Raw genomic sequence first — 22,101 nt, forward strand, 5'->3', positions numbered from 1 at the left:
CCATCACGGGGCACCGACACGCGGACCCCGGGAAGGGGTCAGGCGGACAGCTTCTCCACAGCCGCGCGCGCCAGCGCCTCGCTCGTGGGGAGGTTCTCCTCGTCGGTTCCGCTGAAGGTGTACCACTGGGCCAGGAAGGACTGCTCGCCCTCGTAGACCCAGACGCCGGCGAAGGCGACCGAGAAGGCCTGGTCCCCGATGCCCTCGAGCACCTGGGAGTCGTCCTCGCGCGCGGAGTCCGCGGCGGCGGTGTTGGTGTAGAGGTAGAGCGAGGCGGCGTCGGCCGGGTTGTCCGGGTCGTCGGACATCCACTGGCAGGACGTGAAGGTCCCGCCGGTGATCGGCTGACCGGACTGCTCGATCCCCTCCTTGACCGGGGACCCGACGGCGGCCGCGACCTCGTCGGTGGTGAGCAGGTCGCAGGCCGACACGCCGACCTGGTTGCCGTCGCTCGGACCGCTCGACGCGCTGGGCGAGCTGTCGTCCCGCGCGGCACCGCTGTCGCTGTCGTCGCCGCCACCGCAGGCCGCGAGGGTGGTCGCGGTCAGGAGGACGAGCGGGAGGAGGGTCCGGCGCAGCTGCATGGACCGAACGCTAGGGGGCCGAGCGTCCCTCAGGCCGCGGCACCGTGTCCCGGACCTGTCCCGAGTCGCGTCCCGACCGCGCGGAGCGCCACCGCGACCCAGGTCCGGAACGGTCGCCAGGCCTCGGCGAGTGCGGCCAGCTCGGCGTCGTCGGGATCGTGGTCGAGGCCGTAGACCCGACGCACGGCGTCGCGGGTGTGCGCCGGGACGGTGAGCACGTCGGTGAGCCCGCACGCCCGCACCACCACCAGTGAGCTGTAGAAGGGGCCGATGCCCGGCAGCGTCTGCAGCTCGGCGACGGCCAGATCCGGGCCGAGGGCGACGAGCCGGTCGACGTCCAGCCGCCCTGCGGTGGCGGCCTCGGCGATCGCGTGCAGGCGGGGCACCGCGACGTCCTGGAGCCCGGGCACGTGGTCGAGGCGGGCCAGCGTCGCCGGGGTCGGCAGGGCGTGCACGGACTGACCGGCCAGCTCGAACGTGCGGCCGTGCTCGGCCGAGAGCCGGGCGCGCAGCCCGATGGCCTGGCGCCGCTGCCGGCGCGCGCTGAGCACCGACCACACGCACGCGTCGTACGCCGAGTGGAAGTTGCTCGGGCGGAACCCCGGCGCCGCCGCGTGCAGCTCGGCCAGGACCGGGTCGCTCGCGCACACCTCGGCGTACGCCGCGCCGTCACCGTCGGCCGAGACCACGCGCGCGACCTGGCGGGTGACCGCGTCGAGGTCGCCCTCGCCGTGGACCACGAGGTCGAGCCGGTCGCCCGCCTGGCGCACCTCGACGCCGACCTGCTGCTCGAGGTCGCGGTCGAGGCAGAAGGCGAGTCGGAGCACGCCGTCGAAGCTGGCCTCGGCGCGGTGGCCGAAGTCCATGAGCGCGACCTCCTCGACCGAGTAGGGGCCACGCAGCGCGATGCTCGACGTCCTCATGGGGCCACCCTGACGGGTGGCACCGACAGTCCTCCGCGGACGCCTCAGGCCAGCTCGAAGTCCGCGAAGTCGAAGCCGGGTGAGACCAGGCAGCTGACCAGGGCGTCGTCGTCGTGCGGGACGGTGCGCTGCCACACGCCGGCGGGGGACCAGGGCCTGCGGCTGCTCCCCTGCGCCCAGGTCGGTCCCGACCCGTACCGACGCGGCGGTGGCGGGCGCGTCGCCGGCGCCGCCGAGCTCGAGCGTGACCGTGCCCTGGTGGGCCAGCCACAGCTCGTCGCTCGCCACCCGGTGCCAGGCCGAGTGCTCCCCGGCCGGCAGCAGGAAGTGGATGAGCGTGGCCGTCGGCCGGACCCGGCCGTCGTCGAGCGTCACCTGGACGGGCGAGGCCCAGGTCTGGCGGAACCACCCGCCCTCGGGGTGCGGCTCCAGGCCCAGCGACCCGGCGAGAGCGGGAGTGTCGGTCATGGCAGCAGTATCGGCGGCTCTGCCAGAGTGCTGCCTGTGGCGAGGACCGTGCCGCCCGGTGTGCACCGGCCGCCGACGAAGATCTACCTCGGCACCGCCGTGAGCGTGCTCGTCGTCGCGGTCTGCATCACGTGGGCGTTCTTGTCCATGCGCGCGGTCCTGGCCGTCGGCGGGTCGTGCGCGGACGGCGGTCCCTACGTGAGCGCCCAGCCCTGTCCCGACGGCGCGGTCCTCATCTCGATCGCGATCCCGGTCATGCTGCTGACCGCGATGGCGGGCTCGGCCCTGGCCACCTCCGTCGACGCCCCCAACCTGCTCATCCCCCTGTGGGCCGGGCTGTTCGGGGCGCTCGGCTGGAACTTCATGGAGTACGGCGTCCTGGGCCCGGACGTGGTCTGGGGCTGGCTGGTGTGCGGCGCGGTGTTCTGGCTGATGGCCGCGCCCGCGGTCTACGCGGTGCTCGTCGCGGTCCACCGCGCGGTGGTGCCGGCGCCCAGGCCGTCGCCGCAGTACGACGGCGCGCGCTGGTGGGTCCCGGCGTACGCCGTGCTCAGCTCGGCCGGCGCGCTGCTCGGCGCCTGGACCTGGACCGCCCTGGCCTAGGCGTCGACGGGCCGCTCGTTGTAGACCCCGGCCTCGACCTGACCGGTGAGCGCGGCGATGGCGGCCATGATCTCGTCGGTCGCCTCGCGGCGGGCCCGGCCCGCCGGCACGCCGTCGAAGCGGCCGGCGAAGTCGAGGGGCGGGCCGAACGCGACCGAGACCTTGACCACGCGCGGGAGGTTCGAGCCGACCGGCTGGAGCCGCTCGGTGCCGCTCAGTCCTACCGGGACCACCGGGACGCCGGCGGTCAGCGCGAGGTGGGCCACGCCGGTGCGGCCGCGGTAGAGCCGGCCGTCGCGCGAGCGGGTGCCCTCGGGGTAGATGCCGAACGCCTCGCCGCGCCCGAGCACGTCGAGCGCGATGTCCAGGCTGGCCAGCGCGGCCTTGGTGTCGTCGCGGTCGACCGGCAGCATCCCCATGCCCTCGAACCACGCGCGCGAGGCGAGCCCCTTGAGCCCGGTGCCGGTGAAGTAGTCGGACTTGGCCAGGAAGACCACCTTGCGCGGCGCCACGGTCGGGATGACGACGGAGTCGGCGAAGCTGAGGTGGTTGCTGGCCAGGATGACGCCGCCCTCGCGCGGCACGTGCTCCAGCCCGCGCACCGTCGGGCGCCACACGGCCTTGAGGACGGGCGGCAGCACGGCGTGCATCACGTCGTAGAGCACGGGTCGATCCTGGCCGCTACCCGCGCGTACGCCGAATCGGGTCCGGTGCCTGGCCGTCGGGGCAGGGGAAAAGGCGAAGGGCCCGAACAAGTATGAGTTGTTCGGGCCCTTCTGGCGCCTCTCCCGGAGGAGCGGCGCACCACCAGTTCTATGCCCGTCGTCACCTCCGGCGCAAGGGTTCGGCGCCACATTCCTCTGGTTCCACAACGTCCTCCACCGCTGCGACCGGGTTGTCCACAGCACGCGCGGTCTTGTGCACAGGTCAGGCCGGGCCGGGCTCCCAGAACGCGGCGGCCATGTCGACGGCTCCGCTCGCGCGCAGCGGCGTGCCCTCCTCGAGGTAGTGCGGCCGGGCGTTCTGCTCGTGGCTGGGCGGGAGCGAGCCGTCGGCGCGCACCACCCGCCACCACGGCACCGGCCCGCCGTGCCGCGCCATCACCGAGCCGACCTGGCGCGGCCCCCCGCCGACGACGCCCGCGATCGCGCCGTACGACGTCACGCGGCCCCACGGGACCTCCTCGACGAGCGACAGGACGCGCTCGACGTACTCCTCGGGGTCCACGGCGGTGAGGCTAGGCGACGTCCTGGTCCTGGCCCACCGCGACCGCGGCCACGACGCAGAGCAGCACGCCGCAGACCAGCCCAGCCACCCAGACGCCGGGCGGCTCCGGCTGACCCCGCACGGCCAGGGCCAGCAGCCAGACCACGGGCGCGGCGGCGCCGACCAGGAGACCGCGGCGCACCCAGAGCCGCGCCACGGGCTCGGTGACCGCGGCGCCGGTCGGTCCGTAGGCCAGGAGCACGCCGGCCAGGTGCCCCGCGACGAGCAGCAGCGCCGCCAGCAGGGCGGTGACCGGCAGCGCGTCGGCGACCTGGAGCGCCCACCACAGCAGGACGACCCCCAGCGCCAGGGCGGCGAGCCACGACTCCGGGAGCACGGCCGCTCCCGCGGCGAGCACGACGACCAGGGCGGTGAGCCAGCCGCCCGGCTGCTCGGCCGGCCAGGCGCTGAGCAGCGCGAGCGGAGGGGCGAGCAGGACCACGGCCCGCAGCAGGAGCCGCGGCCGGGTCTCGTGGAGCAGGGCGAGGAGCGGGCTCACCGCGACACCACCCGCGGTGCGCCGGCGCGGCGGGCGAGCCGGCGCAGCACGTCGTCGAGGGTGCCGGAGCCGCGCCAGGCGATGACCGGGCAGCCCAGCCCGGCGAGCCCGGCCAGGACCTGGTCGCGCTCGAGCCGGCGCATCCGCCAGGCCAGGTCGACCACGCGCGGGTCGGCGCCCTCGGGGACCTTGGGTGTGGCGTCGGCCGGGAGCGTGTCGACCACGACGACCGGGAGCGCACGCTGCACGAGACCGGCGGTCGCGGTCACGATGGCGGGGCTCAGCATCGGCGAGAACACCACCACGACGCTGCCGCCGGTCACCCGGAGCTGGAGCTGGTCGGCGAGGGCCTTCGGCAGCTCTCCGGGCTGCACGCCGGACAGCTGGTCGAGGAGCACGCGCAGGTGGCGGGTGCCGGCGCCGTACCCGACCAGGCCGCCGTCGCCGCCGACCACCCGGAGGCCGACCCGGTCACCGGCCGCGACGTGGTGCTCGGCCACCGCCGCGGCCGCGCGCACGCCCTGGTCCAGGCTGCTCGCGGCACCGTCCAGCCCCTCCGAGCGGCCGTGGTCGCCGAGGGCGTCGAGGACGAGCAGCACGCCGCTGTCCTCCTCCGACGGCGAGGTGGTGACGTGCAGCTCCTGGCTGCGCACCGAGACCCGCCAGCTGATCCGCCGCAGCCGGTCGCCCGGCCGGAACGGCCGGATGTCGGCGAACTCGACGCCGGCCCCGAGGCGCGGCGAGCGGTTCAGCCCGACCAGCCCGACCGGGCGCGGCGTCTCGGCGCGCGAGTCGAAGCCGCGGGTGTACGGCACGACCCGCCGGGCCTCGCCGGGCAGCGGCACCGGACCCCAGCGGTAGCCGGCCCACCGCGAGGTCAGCGCGACCTGCTCCTCCCCCAGCACCCGCCGGCCCCAGCGGCGCGGGCCGATCTCGACCGTGGGCAGCTCGGGCGCGAGCGCCGCGACCCGGCCGTCGGCCGGGTGCACCGCGACGTACGGCGTCCGGGTGAGCGCCCGCGCGACGTGCTCGACGTCCTCGCCGTCGCTCAGGTGCAGCCGCGAGGTGGTGCCCTGGCCCTCGTGCAGCCAGCGCTCGTCCAGCGTGGCGCTCACCGCCGGACTCGAGCGCGGGCGGTGGACCAGACCCAGCCCGGCCAGGAGCACGAACGGCGCGCCCAGCACCATCGCCACCGGGGCGGCCCCGACCACAGCGACCACCACGGCGAGCGCGCCGAGCAGCGTGGCCCGGACCAGGGCGGGCGTGGGCCGCCAGGTGCCCGTCACGTCACCGGCGCTCGAGCGTGGACGGCGTGGGCACCTGGGCCAGCACCGCGTCGACGATGGTGCGGCCGGTGGTCTGGGTCATCCACAGCTCGGGCCGGACGGTGACGCGGTGGGCCAGCACCGGGCGGGCCACGGCCTTGACGTCCTCGGGGATGACGTAGTCGCGGCCGCGCAGCAGGGCGAAGGCGCGGGCGGTCAGCACCAGCCCGAGCGAGCCGCGCGGCGAGGCGCCGGTGAGCGTGTCGCGGTGCTCGCGGGTCGCCGCGGCCAGCGCCACGCAGTAGCGGCCGACGCTCTCGTCGACGCGCACCGTCTCCACCGCGGCCTGGGCCGCGCGCAGGCCGGCCGGGTCGGTGACCGCGGAGAGCTGGACCTCCTCCTGCTGGCGGGCCACGCGGCGCGCGATCACGTCGTACTCCTCGCTCGCCGAGGGGTAGCCGAAGCTGACCCGCAGCAGGAACCGGTCCAGCTGCGCCTCGGGGAGCGGGTAGGTGCCTTCGTACTCGATGGGGTTGGCGGTGGCCAGGACGTGGAACGGCTCGGGCAGCGCGAAGGTCTCGCCCTCCACGGTGACCTGCCGCTCCTGCATCGCCTCGAGGAGCGCGGACTGGGTCTTGGGCGGCGTCCGGTTGATCTCGTCGGCCAGCAGCAGGCCGGTGAACAGCGGGCCGCGCCGGAACTCGAAGCTCGACGTGCGCTGGTCGTAGAGGAACGAGCCGGTCAGATCGCTCGGCAGCAGGTCCGGGGTGAACTGCGCGCGGGCGAAGTCCAGGCCGAGGGCCTGCGCGAAGGACCGGGCGGCCAGGGTCTTGCCGAGTCCCGGGAAGTCCTCGAGCAGCACGTGACCCTTGGCCAGGACCGCGCACAGCACGAGGCGCAGCGCCTCCTGCTTGCCGACGACGGCCTTGCCGACCTCGGTCAGGACGCGCTCGGCGACCTCGGCGGCCTCGGCGACGGTGGGTGTGGTCACAGGTCCTCGATCCTTCTCACGCAACGGTCGATCTCGTCGGTGCTCATCCGGCGCGGCGGCTGGGCGAGCACCTGGGCCAGCTCGGGTCCGAGCAGGTCGGTGGCGTGCGGGTCCTCGAGGGGTACGCCGTGCCGCGCGCGCAGCGTCTGGTCGGCGAGCCCCCGCAGCCGGCCCCACAGGGCGGGGTCGGGCTCGCGGGCCGACAGGTGGCCCTCCACGACGCGCAGGTAGGAGGAGGTGCGCGGGTCCAGCCGGCTCAGCCCGGCCTCGTGCTCGGTGTGCTCGGTCCACACCGCCGGCGCGGCGCCGGTGGCGTCGAGCAGCAGGGAGGCGGCGCCCACGCAGAGCGCGACGAGCAGGGCCAGGCGCAGCTCGTCGGCGCGGGCGTCGATGAGCAGCACGACGCCCTCGATGCCCGCGAAGGCGAGCACCGCGGCCCCGAGCCGCCACCACCAGCGCCGGCGCCCGCTCACGTCCGCACCCCGGCGCCGCCGAGGCTGCGGTGCACCGCGTCCAGCGCCTCGAGGGCCGCGCGGCGGTGGTCCTCGGTCATCGGGTGGTCGGAGAAGCGCGCCTCGCGGTAGAGGTCGGCCAGTCGGCCGACCGCGCCCCGGTCGGCGCCGACGTGCTCGAGGGCCTCGAGCACGAACTCGCCCGTGGTCTGCCACTCCCGGCGCGCGGCGCCCGCACGGACGGCCTGGTCCTCGAACCGGTGCCAGCACGCCACGATCGCGTTGCGCGGCTCGGCGTCCTCGACCAGCGCCGCCCGTTGGGCGGCGGCGTCGTCCTCCATGGCGGCCTCGACCTGTCCGGGCGAGCCGAGGACCTCGAAGTCGACCTCGTCCGGTGCGTCGCCCTCGCGGGCCCGGCGCCGCAGCCAGCGCCAGCGCTGCCGCAGCCAGCGCCACAGCCGGAAGCCGAGGTAGGCCGCCAGCCCGACCGCGGCCGCCTGCAGCACGAGCGCGAGGACGCCCACCCAGGCCGGCCACTGGTCGTCCTGGTGGTCCTTGCGGGCCTGCTCGACCGGGTCGGGGTCCTGGCCGCGCCCGGTGGCGGTGGACGTCGGCGCGAGCGGCGTGACCGGGTCGATGCTGCCGCCGGACAGGACGCGGTCCGGGCCGATGGAGGCGGCCCACGTGACCAGCACGACCACCAGCACGGTGGCGCCCACGACGGCGAGCACCGCCGACGAGCCTGCCTTGGCCGGGGTCACCACGGGACGGTAACCGGCGTGCCGCGGGCGTGCGAGGACCCGGGTCCCGTCCGTGGTGCGTGGACGGGGCCCGGGCCCTCGTGCTGCTCGGTCCGCCGAGTCGGACCGGTGCTCCCTACCGGCGGTGGGTCACAGGACCGGGTTGAACGGCTCGGTGCCGTTGGCCAGCGACAGGCCGCTGATCCCGGAGTGCTGCTGGGCGAAGGCGAGCTCGAGGCCCAGGTCGCCGATGTTGTTGGACAGCGGCAGCGGGGCCAGGCCCAGGGTGGACAGCACGCCGATGGCCTTGCCGTCCGCGGAGACGAACGCCGAGCCCGAGTCGCCCGGGACGCCCGGGGTCACGGTGTAGAGCGGGTGGCTCCAGCCGCCGTCCTCGGCCGCGTCGCCCAGGCTGATGCCGGTGTGCGGCGAGAGCGCCGAGATGCCGGCGCGCAGGCTGGAGTTGCCGTAGGTGTAGACCCGGTCGCCCGCGGCGGTGCCGTCGGTGTCGATGCCGGTCGGGCCGCCCCAGAACGGGATCGACGGGTTGACCTCGGACACGTCCCCGGCATCGACCTTGACCAGGGCCAGGTCGTTGTAGGCGCAGGTGTTGGCGTCGGTGGTGCCGAGCTGGTGCATGGTCAGCCACGAGGAGTAGACGAGCGTGCCGCCGCCGACCACGGTGCCCTCGTCGACCAGGCTGCCGCCCTCGTTGAAGCTCACCCGCGTGCCCAGCGGCAGCGACTCGGCCTGGCACCCGTTGGTGTCGGTGGCCTCGCCGAGCCCGGCGCAGTGCGCGGCGTACCCGACGTAGACGTCGCCCGCGCCGTCGGTGTAGACGAAGTTCGCGGTGCACTGCGCACCCTCGGTGTACATCATCGTGCCGGGGTGGATCGTGGCCGTGTCGGCCGGGGCCCACGACGGGGCGGCCTGGGCCGGCGCGGTCGTGGCGGCGGCGGCCCCGAGCAGGGCGGTGGCCAGGGCGGCCACGCCGGCGAGGCCCCGGCGCAGGGTGGTCTGGGTGCTCATCGGGTGGGTCTTCCTTCGCGCTGGACAGCTGGGTGGTGTGTCCCGGATCACCGGGCGCGGTCTGCCCAGCACAACGAAGGGGGCCCGAACGGGTTACGCGCGAGTAGTCATTTGTGACTAGTCCCGGGCGGTCTGCGCCGGTCGGTAGCGTGCGCCCATGGCCGACGGACCCCTCTCCGACCTGCTCGTCCTGGACCTCACCCGCGCGCTCGCCGGCCCGCACGCGGCGATGATGCTGGGCGACCTCGGCGCCCGCGTCATCAAGGTCGAGCCGCCGGCCGGCGACGACACCCGCGGCTGGGGGCCGCCGTTCGTCGGCCCCGAGGACGACCGCGAGTCGACGTACTTCCTCTCGGCCAACCGCAACAAGGAGTCCCTGCTCCTCGACCTCAAGGACCCCGCCGACGCCGACGTGCTGGCCCGGCTCGTCGAGCGGGCGGACGTGCTGATGGAGAACTACCGCACCGGCGTCCTGGATCGGCTCGGCTTCCCGGTCTCGCGCCTGCACTCGCTCAACCCGCGGCTGGTCGTGCTGAGCATCACCGGCTTCGGCCACGACGGCCCCGAGGGCAACCGCGCCGGCTACGACCAGATCGCCCAGGGCGAGGGCGGCCTGATGTCGATCACCGGCACCACCCAGCCGACCAAGGTCGGCGTCCCCATCGCCGACCTCATCGCCGGCATGAACGGCGCGTACGGCGTGCTCGCCGCGCTCCACGAGCGCGCCACCACCGGCCGCGGCCGGGTCGTGCGCACCTCGCTGCTCGCCGGCATGGTCGGCGTGCACGCCTTCCAGGGCACCAAGTGGACCGTGGCCGGCGAGGTCCCCGGCCTCTCCGGCGACCACCACCCCTCGATCGCGCCGTACGGCATGTTCGCCACCGGCTCCGCGCCCATCCAGATCGCCTGTGGCTCGGAAGCGCTGTGGCGCGCGCTGTGCTCCGCGCTGTCCTGGGACGCGGCCGAGGCCGGCTTCGCCACCAACGCGCTGCGCGTCGAGCACCGCGACGAGCTGATCGCGCGGCTCGAGGCGCTCTTCGCGACGGCCGACGCCGAGCACTGGCTGGCGCTGCTGGCCGACGCCGGCGTGCCGTCCGGCAAGGTGCGGTCGATGGACGACGTGTACTCCTGGGACCAGGTGCTCTCCCAGGGCCTCAAGCTCACCGTCGACCACCCCACCCTCGGCGCCGTCGACCTGCCCGGCTCGCCGTTGCGGTTCGACGACAACGCGTACTCCGGCGGGCGGGCCGAGCACTTGGCGCCGCCGCGGTTGGACGAGCACGGGGACGCCATCCGAGGGTGGCTCGCCTCCGACGGCTAGGCGCCCCTGCACTCGGCGGCAGTGGTTGCGTCGGCCCTGCGGGCCTCGAGCGGCTCCGGACCCGCAGGCAGCCACACGCCGCACGGCACGCGACCACCACCGGTGCGTGGAGAGGCCTCAGCCGAGGTCGACGATCGCCGCCACCGGCCCACCACCATCAGGCCCCTGGTGCGCAGCCGACACCGAGACGAACACCGCGGGGTCCCCGGTCACCGCAGCCGTGACCCCACCGACCGCCGCCTTGATCTGGCGGTGCCAGTGCACGTCGGAGTCGTCCAGCATCGCGTTGCGGCGTCCGCGCACCTCGCCGTCGGCCGAGGCTTCGCACTTGAGGAAGACGTTCACCAGCTTGCCGTCGAGGTCGGAGGTGTGGGGACGCTCCGGCAGCTCGAGACCGGCATCGCGGATGGCGTCCCAGATGCCGTCCTGGTCCAGGGCGTCCTGCATCACCGCGTGGCCGATGCGGTAGCGGCCGCCGATGCCGGGGGCGTTGCCGACCACGACGACCTGGGCCTGGTCGAGCTCGACGCCGGAGGAGCAGGAGGCGACGGAGGAGAACAGCTCACGGTTGTGCATCACGTCGTCGTCGGTGGGCATGTCGATCTCGCCGAGGGCGACCGCGATGCCGAGGGCGGTGGTGCCGTTGGAGAGGTCCATGGACTCGTGGGTGTGCTCGGTCCACACGCTCTTGCCGCGGCTCTTGGCGTCGCGGATGGTGTGGATCGTGAGCAGCGGGGTCTTGGTCTGCACGTAGTGCACGTCGGCGGGGTCGGTGATGCCGGCGCGCTCCATCGCCACCTTCACAGCGTCCGCGACCTTGGTGATCATCGCGGTGCGGCCGATGTCCTCGGGCAGGAGCTGCTCGCTCATCGCGAAGCCGACGGTCAGGCGCGGCTCGTCGGTGGGCGTGACCTCGTCGGGCGGGACGGTCGCGAAGATCGTGGCGTGCGGGCTGATCACGCCGTCGGTGCCGCCGGACCAGACGATCGGGACCTGCTTGACCTGGTCGGCGGGGGCGCCCTTGGCGATGAGCACCTCGCGGAACGCGCGGTCGGCGATGATGCGGGTGTAGTCGTTCACGCCGCCGTTGCCCTCGGTCTTGCCGATGACCGCGATGACGCGGTCGGCGTGCAGGACGCCGTCGTCGATCAGCTTCGCCAGCTCGCTGGCGTCGGCGACGGAGTGGATCGGGACCTTGCGTACTTCGATGGCGTCGGGCATGGGCTCATCCTTGCAGGACGGTCGTGCCCGCCTCGCCCGTGACGGCCTCGACGATGTGGCCGAGGTCGGTGATGACCGCCTTGCGGCCGCCGGCCTCGACGAACCGGCAGACCGCGTCGACCTTCGGTCCCATCGAGCCGGACGCGAAGTGGCCCTCGCCGGCGTACGCGCGGAGCTCGGCCACGCTCACCGTGCCGACGTCGCGCGCGTCGGGAGTGCCGTAGGCCAGCACGGCGTGCGGTACGTCGGTGGCCACGACCAGCACGTCGGCGCCGACGGTCCGGGCGAGCAGGGCCGCGCCGAGGTCCTTGTCGATCACGGCCTCGACGCCGCGCAGCGTGCCGTCGGCGTCGCGGACGTGCGGGATGCCGCCGCCGCCGTTGGCCACCACGACGAAGCCGGCCTCGACCAGGGCCTGGACGGCAGGCGCGTCCAGGATCTCCAGCGGCTCGGGCGAGGCCACCACGCGGCGCCAGCCCTTCTCGCCACGGTCCTCCCAGGTCTCGCCGTGGTCGACGAGGACCGCGGCCTCGTCCGCCGGCAGGTAGCGCCCGATCGGCTTGGTCGGGTGCGTGAAGCCCGGGTCGTCGGGGTCGACCAGCGCGCGCGTCACCAGCGCCGCCGTGCGCCGCTCGACGCCGCGCGCGGCCAGCGCGGCCTCGAGCGCGTCCACCAGGACGAAGCCCAGCGTCGCCTGGGTCTGCGCGCCGCACCAGTCCAGGGGCACGGGCGGCACGACGGACGCGGCGAGCTCGTTCTTGACCAGCAGGTTGCCGACCTGGGGGCCGTTGCCGTGCGTGACGACCACCTCGACGTCGTGCGCGAGCAGGTCGGCGACCGCGGCCATGGCCACCCGGGCGGCGGCGATCTGGTCCTCCGGTCGGGCGCGGCCCTCGGCGTTGGTCATGGCGTTGCCGCCGAGCGCGAGCAGGACCCTCACGGGCCGAACCTACGCGGTGTCGGGCAGGTCCAGCACGAACGCAGCGCCGCCCTCGGGCGCCGGCTCGACGCGGATCGCCCCGCCGAGCCGGACGACCAGGCGGTGGGCGATGGCCAGGCCCAGGCCGTGGCCGACCGGGCGCTGACCGGCGTACCGGTCGTGCAGGGCGCCGGGCTCGAAGGCGACCGCGCGGTCATCCTCGGTCAGCCCCGGGCCGGAGTCGCGCACCTCCAGGCGGGCGCCGGCCGGGCCGGGGCGGGCCTCCCAGACCACGCGGTCGCCCGGCGCGCCGACGCGCAGCGCGTTGTCGGTGAGGACGTCCAGGATCTGGCGGACGCGGCCGGGGTCGGTGCGCAGACGCAGGCCGGGGGTGGCGACCACGTCGAGGGCGGCGCCGGCGCGAGCGACCCGGTCGGCCCAGGCCCGGGCGCCCTCGGCCAGCAGGGCGGGGAGGTCGACCTCGGTCACGGCGAGGGTGAAGTCGTCGGCCTCGAGGCGGCTGAGGGCGAGCAGGTCCGCGACGTACCGCTCCATCCGCGTCGCCTCCTGCACCATCGTCGCGCCGACCTCGGGGAGCTCGTCGGGCGCGACCGCGCCGTCGACCAGCGACTCCGACCAGCCACGCAGCGCGGTGAGCGGGGTGCGCAGCTCGTGGGAGACCGAGAGCAGGAAGCGCCGCTGGCGGTCCTCGCTGGTCGCCAGGGCCTCGTCGAGGCGGCGCAGGGCGTCGGCCACCTCGCTGACCTCGCGGGGCCCGCCGGTCGGCTCCGTCGCCACGCCGCGCTCGCCGTCGGTGAGCCGTCGCGCGGTGCCGGCGACCTGGGCCAGCGGCCGGCTGAGCCGGCGCGCGACGAAGGTGCCGGCCACCAGCGCGACGACCAGGCCGAGCAGGAGCGCGAGCAGGAGCCGGCGGCGCAGCGCGGCCACGCCCTCGTCGACCGACGAGGCCGGGTCGGCGAGGACCACCACGACACCGTTGTCGAGCCGCCGGGCCTCGAGCAGCACGGGCTCGCCCGCCAGCCTGCCGGAGGTCGAGACCCGCGCGCCGGCGAGCGCGCGCTGGCGGTCGGTGTCGCTGAGCGCGAGACCCGCGCCGCGGGCCGAGCCGTCCGGCTCGACCAGGCCGACGAGCAGCCCGCGCCGCTCCCGGGTGGCCCGGACCGGGTCGCGCTCGCTCAGCCGCTCGGTGAGCGGCAGCCTCGCGACCACGTCGGCGTCGCGGGCCAGCGACTGCCGCGCCGCGTCCTCGGCCGCAGACCGGACGAGCGGCCCGGTCAGCACCGCGGCCAGGGCCAGGGCGAGGAGGGCGACACCGACGGTCGCGGCGGTCAGCAGGGTGCGCACCCCGGGCGGGCGCGTCACCGCGCCACCCGGTAGCCGACGCCACGCACGGTCTCGATCGGGCAGTCGTCGCCGAGCTTGGCGCGCAGCTGGGCCACGTGGACGTCGACGGTCCGGCTCGTGCCGTAGTCGACCTGGCCCCACGCCTGCGCGAGCAGCTCGGACCGGCCCAGCACCCGCCCACGGCCGCGCAACAGCACCTCCAGCAGGTTGAACTCCGTGGCGGTCAGCGCCACCGGCACGCCGTCGACGCCCACCTGCCGCGTCGCGGGGTCCAGCCGCACCGGGCCCGCCACGAGCGCCTCCGCCCGCACCGCCTCCCGGCCCCGGCGCAGCACGGCCTTGACCCGGGCCACCATCTCGCGCGGGGAGAACGGCTTGGTCAGGTAGTCGTCGCCCCCGATCTCCAGCCCGAGCACCCGGTCCACCTCGTCGTCGCGGGCGGTCACGAAGAGCACCGGCGTCCAGTCCCCGTCCTCGCGCAGCCGGCGGCACAGCTCGATCCCGTCGAGGTCCGGCAGACCGACGTCGAGCACCACGAGGACCGGCCGGAGCCGTCGTACGGCGTCCAGGCCGGCGAGGCCCCGGGTCTCGACGTGGACCCCGAAGCCGGCCCGGGCGAGGTAGCGCCGCTCCAGCTCGGCGATGGCGGGCTCGTCCTCGACGACCACGACCAGCCCCTCGCCCACCCGCCGAACGCTAGTGGCGCCGTACGCCGTGCGGGGCCGGGTCCGCGTGGTCTTACCGAACCCGTACACGCGGCTGACCCGCCCGCCACCTGCGCCGGCCACCGTCGTCGGTGTCCGACCCTCGACCTCCCTGGAGGAGCCATGCTGAAGACCGCCCTGTCCGCCTCGCTGGCGGGCGCCGCCCTCACCACCGCCCTCACCGCGGGCCTCGTCACCACGCCTGCCCACGCCGCACCGATCGCCTCGGGCGACGACCCGACCGCCTGCCAGCGGGTCTGGGACCGCCTGCAGGAGGCCATGCAGGACGACATCGCAGCCGCGGTCTCGCTGCCCCCGCGGGCGCAGCGCCGCGCCCTCGTCGCGGTGCGCACCGCTGCGCTCCACGGGGTGTACGGCGAGCAGGTGCAGCAGGCCGCCGAGCGGCTGCGAGCCCGTCGCGCCGAGGTCTACCGCTCGTTCCCGGCCGCCCTCAAGGCCGACGTGCGGGCCGCCCGGTCGCTCGGCCCCCGTGAGCAGCGCCGGGCGATGACGGCGATCCGCACCGCCGCGCGGCGCGGTGTCTACGGAGACCGGGTCCAGGCACTGGCCGAGAAGCGGCAGGCGTTCTACGCCGGCTGCGACGGCGTCGCGCAGACGGCGGCCTCGGCGACCGGCGACCCGCTGGCCGGCTGACGAGGGTCAGCCCCCAGCGCCGCGCCGCTCGGCGTGGCGCCGGTGCAGCGCGCGCACCTCGTCCTCCAGCTCGGGCGCCGGCCCGTCCACGGGTACGCCGGGCGCCACCTCCCCCACGCTCAGCGGCAGCACCGGACCGGCGGGCAGTCCCCAGTCGGCCCGCCAGGCGGAGAGCTGGGCGGTGGAGACGGCGCACACGATCCGGCCGAGCCCCATCCAGCCGTGCGCGGCCGCGCACATCGCGCAGTGCTCGCCGGAGGTGTAGACCGTCGCGGCCGCGCGCTCGGCCGGGTCCAGGCGCGCCGACCAGCGGGCGATCTCCAGCTCCGGGTGCCGCGTCTCGTCGCCGTCCCCGACCCGGTTGCGGTCCTCGAAGAGCACCTCGCCCGCGCCGCTGACCAGCACCGAGCCGAACGGCTCGTCGCCGTCGTCCAGCCCCTCGCGCGCGAGCCCGACACAGCGCCGCAGGTGGGTCAGGTCGGTCTCGGTGAGCGCCATGCGGGGACGCTACCGCCCGGGCCGGCCGAGCAGCCCGGCCATGGTGCGCGGGCCCGCCGGCAGCCCGTGGGCGTCGTAGTGGGCGAACATCGCGCCCAGCCAGCCGTCCGGCTGCTCGTCGGTCCGGGTGGCGCGCACCCCGGCCTCCGCCGCGAGCCCGGCGACGGTGGCGGTGCGGCTGGCCAGCTCGTACGTCGCGCCCTCGTGCCCGGTCTCGGTCAGCACCAGCGCCGCGACCTCGGCCACGTCGTCGCGGTCGGCGAACCCGAAGACCGCGTCGACGTCGTAGGGCACCGCGACGTCGCGGGTGAGGTCGAGGTTCTGCAGGTACGCCCCCGGCTGCAGCACCGTCCAGGCCAGGCCCGACCGGCGCACCAGGTCCTCCGCGACCGCCTTGCCGAGGTGGTGCGGCATCGCCGGGCAGTACGGCGAGGCGACGGAGTGGTAGACCACCCGGCCCACCCCGGCCGCGCGCAGAGCGTCGAGCGCCTCGGCGACGTACGCCGGCTCGTCGGGGTGCAGGTTCGGCGCGATGAGGTACGCCGCGGCGCAGCCCGCCACCGCATCGGCCAGGGCCGGCCACTCCGCTCGGCCGGTGGCCACCGTCTCGACCCCGCGCGCGGTGAGCGCGGCGCGGACCGCGCGGCCGGTCTTGCCGTGGCCGCCGACGACGGCGATCACCCGGCGCCGAACCGCTGCTGCAGCTCGCCGTAGGAGACCGCCCCGTCGAGGAAGCCGAGGGTGCCGGTCTCGAGCAGCTCGCGGCCAGCGCGCTCGAGGTGGCTGTACGCCGCGCGGGCCAGGCTGCCGCCCAGGCTGACCCGCCGCACGCCGAGCGCGAGGAGCGTCCGGGCGTCGGTGGTGCTGGCCAGGCCGGCCACGACGTTGAGCGGGACCGGCACCGAGGCGGCCAGGTCGCGGATGAGGTCCTCGTCGGCCAGGCCGGGCGCGAAGACGCAGTCCGCGCCGGCCTCGGCGTACGCCGTGAGCCGGGCGAGCCCCTCGTCGAAGGAGCGGCTGCCCGTCATCCACACGTCGGTGCGGGCGTTGAGCACGAAGGTGCCGGCCGGGGCCGCGGCCCGCGCCGCGGCCACCCGGTCCGCCGCTTCCTCCGCACCGAACAGCACACCGCCGACCTGGTCCTCCAGGTTGCCGCCGACCGCGCCGACGTCGACCGCGCGGCGCACGGTCGTGGCCACGTCGTCGTACCCGGACTCCAGGTCGGCGCTCACCGGCACGTCGACGGCGGCCACGATCCGGCCGACCGACTCCAGCATGGTGTCGCGGTCCAGCGCGCCCCCGTCGGGCACGCCGAGGGACCAGGCGATCCCGGCGCTGGTGGAGGCGATCGCCGCGAACCCGAGCCCGCCGAGGATCCGCGCGGAGCCGGCGTCCCAGGCGTTGGGCAGCACGAACCCGTCGCCGTGGTGCAGCGCGAGGAGCGCCTCAGCGCTCACCGGACGTCCACCTCGGCGTGCGCGGCGCCGCCGGACAGTCGCGCGTACCCGGGGCCGCGGTCGAAGAACGCCTCGCCCCGCGGCGGTCGGGACGCGCGCTCGGCGGCGGTCGCGTCCGCGTCGAAGGAGTCCCCGGCCAGGACCACGCCGTAGTCGGCCAAGGCGGCCTGGGGCGACACCTTGTGCCAGAGCACGTCGCGCACCACGAGCGCGGGGTCGCGCTCGAGCGGGTCGCCCCAGCCGCCGCCGCCGGTCGTGCGGATCCGGATGACCTCGCCGGCGCGCACCGGCTCGGCGTCGGCCAGCGCGTCGACCTCGCGCTCGTGCGGGCCGCCCGGGTCGATGGTGACCTGGAACGGCGCACCCGCCTTCCCGCCGCGCACGCCCCAGCAGGCCAGGATCGAGCGGTCGGCGATGGACATGAAGTGCCCGTCCTCGAGCATCCGGATCTGCTTCTCGTAGCCGAGGCCGCCGCGGTACTGCCCCGCTCCCCCGCTGTCCACCGCGAGCGAGAGCGACTCGACGCGGAACGGGAAGCGGGCCTCGGTGAACTCGGTGGGCAGGTTCCGCGAGTCGGGTACGACGTGGATGGTGTCCTCGCCGTCGGCGTAGTAGCGCCCGCCCGAGCCGCCGCCGAGCACCTCGCGCATGAGGTACGGGCGGCCGTCCAGGTCCTCGCCGTAGACACCGGTGTAGCGGATGGTCTCCTGGTCGGCCGGCATCCGGCCGTCGACGGCCTTGGCCACCACACCGGCCAGCACGCCGAGCAGCCGCAGGATCACGAAGGTGCGCGCGTTGGTCGGCGCCGGGAAGACCGGCGTGAGCAGCGTCCCCGGCTCGGGGAAGCGCATCTCGATGAGCGGCACGATGCCTTCGTTGACGTCGAGCTCGGCCATCCGCTCGGGGGTGTCGGCCAGGTTGCGCAGGATCGGCGCGAGCCACTTCTTGAGGAAGACGCCGTCGCTGGCGTCACCCACGTGGTTGATCGGGCCCTTGGCCTGCGGCCCGGTGCCGTCGAAGTCCAGCACCAGGCGCTCACCGTCGGGGTCGTCGGCCGCGGTGCGGGTCAGGGTGATGCGCTGGGTGTGCAGCATGGGCTCCTCGACGCCGTCGTGCTCGGCGTAGTCCTCCCACGTCCAGCTGCCGACCGGGATCTTGCTCAGGATCTCGCGGCGGTAGGTCTGCGTCGTGCGCTCGAGGATCGCGTCGAAGCAGGACTCGACCGTCGCCACGCCGTACCGGTCGAACAGCTCGCCCAGCCGCCGCGCGCCCATGAGGCAGGCCGAGCACTCGGCGTCGAGGTCGGCCGCGAGCGACTCCGGCATCCGTGAGTTGCGGGTCATGATCGTCAGCGCCGCGCGGTTGGGCACACCCGCGTCCCACAGCCGGATCGGCGGGACCATCAGCCCCTCCTCGAAGACGCTGGTGGCGTGGGAGGGCATCGAGCCCGGCACCGCGCCGCCGATGTCGTCGTGGTGGCCGAAGGCCTGGACGAAGGCCACCACCCGGCCGTCGCTGAACACCGGCACGGTCACGCACAGGTCCGGCAGGTGCCCGATGCCGCCCTCGGAGCGGTAGACGTCGTTGTGGAAGAACACGTCGCCCTCCCGCATCTGCTCGATCGGGAAGTCGCGGGCGACGGGGTGGACGAGCGCGGAGTACGAGCGGCCGGTCAGCTTGCGCAGCAGCCGGTCGTGGATGCCCGCGCGGAAGTCGTGCGCGTCGCGGATCATCGGGCTGCGGCTCGTGCGCGCGATGGCGGTCTCCACCTCCATCTCCACGCTGGCCAGCGAGCCCTGGACGATCTCGACCAGCACCGGGTCGGCGCTCGCGCCGGCGTCGTCGGTCAGGTGGCCGTAGGGGAACCGGGTCTCCACGCGCCTGCTCACCGGGCGCTCCTCTCGTGGCTGTATCTGGGTGCGGGTCGGCGACTCCTCCGGGCATGACCACACACCGGCTGACCCGCCTGCTGCCCGCCGCCGCCCTCGTGGCGACCGGCCTCACCCTCGCCGCACCGCCCTCGGCGCAGGCCCTGGACGACGTCAGGTGCGGCCACTGGAGCCAGAAGGGCTACCCGATCGAGGACCCGGAGTACGGCGAGGTGTACGTCATCGAGGCGCGCTGCGACGTGTGGATCTGGGAGCCGCCGATCGTGGATCCGGTGAAGGACGGTGACCCGGGCGAGGTGCCGCCCGGCGCCGGCGGCGGGGGCAAGGAGCCGCCCGTGAGGACGTGCGTCGACGTCAAGGACCAGCTCGCCGACGTGCGCGCCCGGCTGGAGAGCGACCGGCGCGAGGAGTCCGTGGCGGCCGCGGTGCTGACGACGGCGCGCACCGCCGAGGCCGCGCTGTGGGCGGTCATGGAGGGCGAGCGCGACGACGTGGACGACGCCCAGGACGCCGTCAACGCGGCCAAGGTCGCCTACCTCGCGGAGGCCGGCATCGACGGCATCGAGCGCGAGATGCGCAACGGTGCGGTGGTCGTGCGCCCGGCCGACGTGACCCGGGCCGGCGTGGACCGCACGCTGGCCAGCGGGCGTCGGCTCATCGCGGCGATGGACGACCTCAGCCAGGAGCTCCTCGAGGAGCACGCCGCGGAGTACGACTACACCCGGGCGGCGGCCCAGGCGGACGCCTACGCGGACGCCTACGACAGCCTGCAGGCCGAGATCCGCGACCTGCAGCGACAGCTCGCGGTGCTGCAGTCCCAGCTGCGCAGCTGCCAGGACTGACCCGCGGCTCACGACCCGGTCCTCGTGACGATGAGGTTGAGGTGCTCGTCCACCCGGGCCACGAAGCCCGGGTGGACCGGCACCGTGGAACCGAACTCCTCGATCACGACCGGGCCCGCGAGCCGCGCGCCGGGCGGCAGGTCGGCGCGCTGGTGCAGCGGCGTGTCGACGTACCCCTCCGCGGGGTCGAAGCAGACCGGCCGGGTCGGCGGGTCGGACTCCACGTGCCATTCGCTGGCCTCGTGGCGGCGGATCTCGGGGCGGCGGATGGGGCCGATGCCGGAGACGCGGAGGTTGACCCACTCCACCTGCTGGGTGGGGTCGCCGGCGAAGTCGTAGCCGTAGAGCGCGCTGTGCTCGGCGTGGAACGCCGCGGCGACCGCGGCCGGGTCCAGTGGACCGGCGGCGACGGGGACGCGGACCTCGAAGGCCTGGCCGAAGTAGCGCAGGTCGGCGGTCCGGGTGAAGACGTGCTCGTCGTCGGCGAAGCCCTCGCCGGTCAGCGCCTCGGCGGCCTGCGCGGTGAGGTCGGCGTACACGCCCTCGACCGTGGCCGGGTCGAGCTGGTCGGCCAGGGCGACATGGGTCTGCACGTAGTCGTTCTTGACGTCGACGGTGAGCAGCCCGAACGCCGAGACGTTGCCCGGGTCGGGCGGGACCAGGACGGTGGGGACGCCGAGGACGTCCATGAGCCGGCACAGCAGCAGCGAGCCCGAGCCGCCGAACGTCGTCAGCGTGAAGTCGCGGACGTCGAGGCCGCGCTTGACCGTGACCTGGCGCAGGGCGTTGGCCTGGTTCCAGGCCGAGATCTCCAGGACGCCGGTCGCGCACGCCTCCGGGCTGAGCCCGAGCCGCTCGGCGAGCGCCTCGACCCCCGTCCGGGCGGCGGGCACGTCGAGCGGGATCTCGCCGCCGAGCAGGTGCGGCGGGATCCGGCCGAGCACCACGTGGGCGTCGGTGATGGTGACCTCGGTGCCGCCCTTGCCGTAGCAGAGCGGCCCGGGGTCCGCGCCGGCCGACTGCGGCCCGACCTTGAGCGTGCCCTCCGGGCTCAGCCAGGCGATGGAGCCGCCGCCGGCCCCGACGGTGACCACGTCGATCATCGGGATCTTGGACGGGAACGCACCGACCGAGCCCTCCGTGGTCAGCGTCGGCTCGCCGTCGATGACGACCGACACGTCGGTCGACGTGCCGCCGCCGTCGCTGGTCAGCACCCGGTCGAAGCCGGCCACCTTCGCGATGAGGGCCGCCCCCAGCGCGCCGGCCGCCGGCCCGGACAGCACCGTGGTGATCGGCTGGTGCACGACCTCGTGGGCCGAGAGCACGCCGCCGTTGGACTTCATGACGTAGAACGGGATCTCGCGCTCGTCGTAGGCACGCAGCCGGCTGGTGATGTTCCCGACGTACGCCGAGAGGCGCGGCTTGACCGCGGCGTCGACGAGCGTGGTCATGGCGCGCTCGTACTCGCGGTACTCGCGCAGCACCTCACTCGACAGGCTGACCACCGCGTCGGGGTGCTCCTCGGCCAGCACCGCGCGCATCCGCTCCTCGTGCTCGGGGTTGGCGTAGGAGTGCAGGAAGCAGACGCCGAGGGTGTCCACGCCCCGCTCGCGGAACCACCGCGCCACCGCGCGGGCGCCGGCCTCGTCGAAGGGCCGCACCTCCGCGCCGGTCACGTCCAGGCGGCCCTCGACGCCCTGGACCAGGTCGCGCGGGACGATCCGGTCGGGCTTGACCCAGAAGTAGCTGTTGCCGTAGCCGTCCGGCACCGACTGCCGCGCGATCTCCAGCATCGCCTCGTAGCCTGCGTTGGTCACGAAGCCCAGCCGGTCGACCTTGCCCTCGAGCAGCTGGTTGGTGGCCACCGTCGTGCCGTGGCTGACCGCGTCGATGTCGGCCCCGTTCGCGCCCAGCAGCCCGAGCACCTTGTCGATGCCGGCCAGGAACCCGTCCGCCGGGTTGCTCGGCGTGGACGGCGTCTTGGTCGTCACCAGCTCGCCGCTGTCCTCGTCGAACGCCACCACGTCGGTGAACGTCCCCCCGGTGTCGATGCCGATGCGGATGCGACGGGCAGCCATAGCCGTACTGTTTCATTGGCGGCGCCGGGCGTACGCCAGGGTGCACACTGGGCGCCATGGCCGACGACACCGACCTCCGGGCCCGCATCGCCTCGCTCATCGACGAGGAGCACCGCCTCCGCTCGGCCCTGGCGGCCGGTGAGATCAGCGCCGCGGAGGAGCACGAGCGCCTCAAGGCGGCCGAGGTGGAGCTCGACCAGGCCTGGGACCTGCTGCGGCAGCGGCGGGCCAAGCGGGAGTACGGCGAGGACCCCGCCTCGGCCGAGGTCCGCGACTCCGGGACCGTCGAGGGCTACCTCAGCTGAGACGCGGGCGCGGTCCCGTCGGACCGCG

Annotated in this window: 25 protein-coding genes and 1 pseudogene; 5 read left to right on the top strand and 21 right to left on the bottom strand. The window is 75.1% G+C overall.

Annotated elements, in window-relative coordinates:
• Positions 1-38: 38 nt before the first annotated feature.
• The 4 genes and pseudogenes from G5V58_RS15230 to G5V58_RS15240 form a co-directional block, all read right to left on the bottom strand.
• Entirely contained in the window at positions 39-584 is a 546-nt protein-coding gene (locus G5V58_RS15230; RefSeq protein WP_165234409.1) for a DUF3558 family protein, read from the bottom strand.
• Between the two features lie 29 nt (positions 585-613).
• Positions 614-1,507, bottom strand: a complete 894-nt coding sequence (locus tag G5V58_RS15235) for a DNA-3-methyladenine glycosylase family protein (protein ID WP_165234412.1) — start codon at positions 1,505-1,507, stop codon at positions 614-616.
• A 44-nt stretch (positions 1,508-1,551) separates the two neighbouring features.
• On the bottom strand, positions 1,552-1,644 hold the full coding sequence (locus tag G5V58_RS26030; protein WP_230487361.1) for a cupin domain-containing protein: 93 nt from the start codon (positions 1,642-1,644) through the stop codon (positions 1,552-1,554).
• Between the two features lie 34 nt (positions 1,645-1,678).
• Positions 1,679-1,975: pseudogene (locus G5V58_RS15240) on the bottom strand (cupin domain-containing protein); the annotation flags it as partial.
• Positions 1,976-2,011: 36 nt separating this feature from the next.
• Between G5V58_RS15240 and G5V58_RS15245 the strand changes: the two are divergent.
• Complete coding sequence (locus G5V58_RS15245) at positions 2,012-2,578, top strand: hypothetical protein (RefSeq protein WP_165234415.1); 567 nt, start codon at positions 2,012-2,014, stop codon at positions 2,576-2,578.
• On the opposite strand, the gene G5V58_RS15250 is transcribed toward G5V58_RS15245, so the two are convergent.
• The 8 genes from G5V58_RS15250 to G5V58_RS15285 all read right to left on the bottom strand — a co-directional run bounded on the left by G5V58_RS15250 (position 2,575) and on the right by G5V58_RS15285 (position 8,820).
• Positions 2,575-3,243, bottom strand: a complete 669-nt coding sequence (locus G5V58_RS15250) for a lysophospholipid acyltransferase family protein (RefSeq protein WP_230486649.1) — start codon at positions 3,241-3,243, stop codon at positions 2,575-2,577. The genes G5V58_RS15245 and G5V58_RS15250 overlap by 4 nt on opposite strands.
• A 262-nt stretch (positions 3,244-3,505) precedes the next feature.
• Positions 3,506-3,805, bottom strand: coding sequence for an MGMT family protein (locus tag G5V58_RS15255; protein WP_165234418.1), 300 nt, complete (start codon positions 3,803-3,805; stop codon positions 3,506-3,508).
• Between the two features lie 10 nt (positions 3,806-3,815).
• The gene (locus G5V58_RS15260) at positions 3,816-4,343 is read right to left on the bottom strand and encodes a hypothetical protein (protein ID WP_165234420.1); all 528 of its coding nucleotides are present in this window, start codon (positions 4,341-4,343) and stop codon (positions 3,816-3,818) included.
• Positions 4,340-5,629, bottom strand: coding sequence for a DUF58 domain-containing protein (locus G5V58_RS15265; RefSeq protein WP_165234423.1), 1,290 nt, complete (start codon positions 5,627-5,629; stop codon positions 4,340-4,342). Before G5V58_RS15265 ends, G5V58_RS15260 begins: the two co-directional genes overlap by 4 nt.
• A 1-nt stretch (position 5,630) precedes the next feature.
• Entirely contained in the window at positions 5,631-6,599 is a 969-nt protein-coding gene (locus G5V58_RS15270; RefSeq protein ID WP_165234426.1) for an AAA family ATPase, read from the bottom strand.
• Positions 6,596-7,072: a hypothetical protein gene (locus G5V58_RS15275; RefSeq protein ID WP_165234429.1), complete on the bottom strand. Its 477-nt coding sequence runs from the start codon at positions 7,070-7,072 to the stop codon at positions 6,596-6,598. Before G5V58_RS15275 ends, G5V58_RS15270 begins: the two co-directional genes overlap by 4 nt.
• The gene (locus tag G5V58_RS15280; RefSeq protein WP_165234432.1) at positions 7,069-7,812 is read right to left on the bottom strand and encodes a DUF4129 domain-containing protein; all 744 of its coding nucleotides are present in this window, start codon (positions 7,810-7,812) and stop codon (positions 7,069-7,071) included. The genes G5V58_RS15275 and G5V58_RS15280 overlap by 4 nt, the downstream gene beginning before the upstream one ends.
• 129 nt (positions 7,813-7,941) lie before the next feature.
• Complete coding sequence (locus tag G5V58_RS15285) at positions 7,942-8,820, bottom strand: hypothetical protein (RefSeq protein WP_165234435.1); 879 nt, start codon at positions 8,818-8,820, stop codon at positions 7,942-7,944.
• Between the two features lie 157 nt (positions 8,821-8,977).
• Between G5V58_RS15285 and G5V58_RS15290 the strand changes: the two genes are divergently transcribed.
• Positions 8,978-10,141 carry a CaiB/BaiF CoA transferase family protein gene (locus G5V58_RS15290; protein WP_165234438.1) on the top strand — a complete coding sequence of 388 codons (1,164 nt, stop codon included), beginning with the start codon at positions 8,978-8,980 and terminating at the stop codon, positions 10,139-10,141.
• A 117-nt stretch (positions 10,142-10,258) separates the two neighbouring features.
• On the opposite strand, the gene bar is transcribed toward G5V58_RS15290, so the two are convergent.
• The 4 genes from bar to G5V58_RS15310 are packed head-to-tail and all read right to left on the bottom strand — an operon-like array spanning position 10,259 to position 14,332.
• On the bottom strand, positions 10,259-11,362 hold the full coding sequence (gene bar, locus G5V58_RS15295; RefSeq protein ID WP_165234441.1) for a barbiturase: 1,104 nt from the start codon (positions 11,360-11,362) through the stop codon (positions 10,259-10,261).
• Between the two features lie 4 nt (positions 11,363-11,366).
• Positions 11,367-12,302 carry a carbamate kinase gene (locus G5V58_RS15300; RefSeq protein ID WP_165234444.1) on the bottom strand — a complete coding sequence of 312 codons (936 nt, stop codon included), beginning with the start codon at positions 12,300-12,302 and terminating at the stop codon, positions 11,367-11,369.
• Between the two features lie 9 nt (positions 12,303-12,311).
• Positions 12,312-13,664: a sensor histidine kinase gene (locus tag G5V58_RS15305; protein ID WP_165234447.1), complete on the bottom strand. Its 1,353-nt coding sequence runs from the start codon at positions 13,662-13,664 to the stop codon at positions 12,312-12,314.
• Complete coding sequence (locus G5V58_RS15310; protein WP_165234450.1) at positions 13,661-14,332, bottom strand: response regulator transcription factor; 672 nt, start codon at positions 14,330-14,332, stop codon at positions 13,661-13,663. The genes G5V58_RS15305 and G5V58_RS15310 overlap by 4 nt, the downstream gene beginning before the upstream one ends.
• 141 nt (positions 14,333-14,473) lie before the next feature.
• On the opposite strand from G5V58_RS15310, the gene G5V58_RS15315 reads away from it, so the two are divergent.
• On the top strand, positions 14,474-15,004 hold the full coding sequence (locus tag G5V58_RS15315; protein WP_165234453.1) for a hypothetical protein: 531 nt from the start codon (positions 14,474-14,476) through the stop codon (positions 15,002-15,004).
• 6 nt (positions 15,005-15,010) lie between these two features.
• Here G5V58_RS15315 and G5V58_RS15320 read toward each other — a convergent pair whose 3' ends face one another.
• The 4 genes from G5V58_RS15320 to G5V58_RS15330 are packed head-to-tail and all read right to left on the bottom strand — an operon-like array spanning position 15,011 to position 18,848.
• Positions 15,011-15,502, bottom strand: coding sequence for a nucleoside deaminase (locus G5V58_RS15320; RefSeq protein ID WP_165234456.1), 492 nt, complete (start codon positions 15,500-15,502; stop codon positions 15,011-15,013).
• A 9-nt stretch (positions 15,503-15,511) separates the two neighbouring features.
• Positions 15,512-16,183 (bottom strand): NAD(P)H-binding protein, encoded by a 672-nt coding sequence (locus tag G5V58_RS15325; protein WP_230486650.1) that lies wholly within the window; start codon positions 16,181-16,183, stop codon positions 15,512-15,514.
• A complete protein-coding gene (locus G5V58_RS26035; protein WP_230486651.1) occupies positions 16,180-16,959 on the bottom strand; it encodes an isocitrate lyase/PEP mutase family protein in 780 nt (259 codons plus the stop codon). Before G5V58_RS26035 ends, G5V58_RS15325 begins: the two co-directional genes overlap by 4 nt.
• Positions 16,956-18,848 (bottom strand): hydantoinase B/oxoprolinase family protein, encoded by a 1,893-nt coding sequence (locus G5V58_RS15330; protein ID WP_165234459.1) that lies wholly within the window; start codon positions 18,846-18,848, stop codon positions 16,956-16,958. The genes G5V58_RS26035 and G5V58_RS15330 overlap by 4 nt, the downstream gene beginning before the upstream one ends.
• A gap of 53 nt (positions 18,849-18,901) precedes the next feature.
• Between G5V58_RS15330 and G5V58_RS15335 the strand changes: the two genes are divergently transcribed.
• Positions 18,902-19,690 carry a hypothetical protein gene (locus G5V58_RS15335; RefSeq protein WP_165234461.1) on the top strand — a complete coding sequence of 263 codons (789 nt, stop codon included), beginning with the start codon at positions 18,902-18,904 and terminating at the stop codon, positions 19,688-19,690.
• Between the two features lie 8 nt (positions 19,691-19,698).
• On the opposite strand, the gene G5V58_RS15340 is transcribed toward G5V58_RS15335, so the two are convergent.
• Positions 19,699-21,768 (bottom strand): hydantoinase/oxoprolinase family protein, encoded by a 2,070-nt coding sequence (locus G5V58_RS15340; RefSeq protein ID WP_165234464.1) that lies wholly within the window; start codon positions 21,766-21,768, stop codon positions 19,699-19,701.
• 56 nt (positions 21,769-21,824) lie between these two features.
• On the opposite strand from G5V58_RS15340, the gene G5V58_RS15345 reads away from it, so the two are divergent.
• Positions 21,825-22,073, top strand: coding sequence for a DUF2630 family protein (locus G5V58_RS15345; protein ID WP_165234467.1), 249 nt, complete (start codon positions 21,825-21,827; stop codon positions 22,071-22,073).
• Positions 22,074-22,101: the final 28 nt, after the last annotated feature.

It is taken from the genome of Nocardioides anomalus (assembly GCF_011046535.1).
Taxonomy (GTDB): domain Bacteria; phylum Actinomycetota; class Actinomycetes; order Propionibacteriales; family Nocardioidaceae; genus Nocardioides; species Nocardioides anomalus.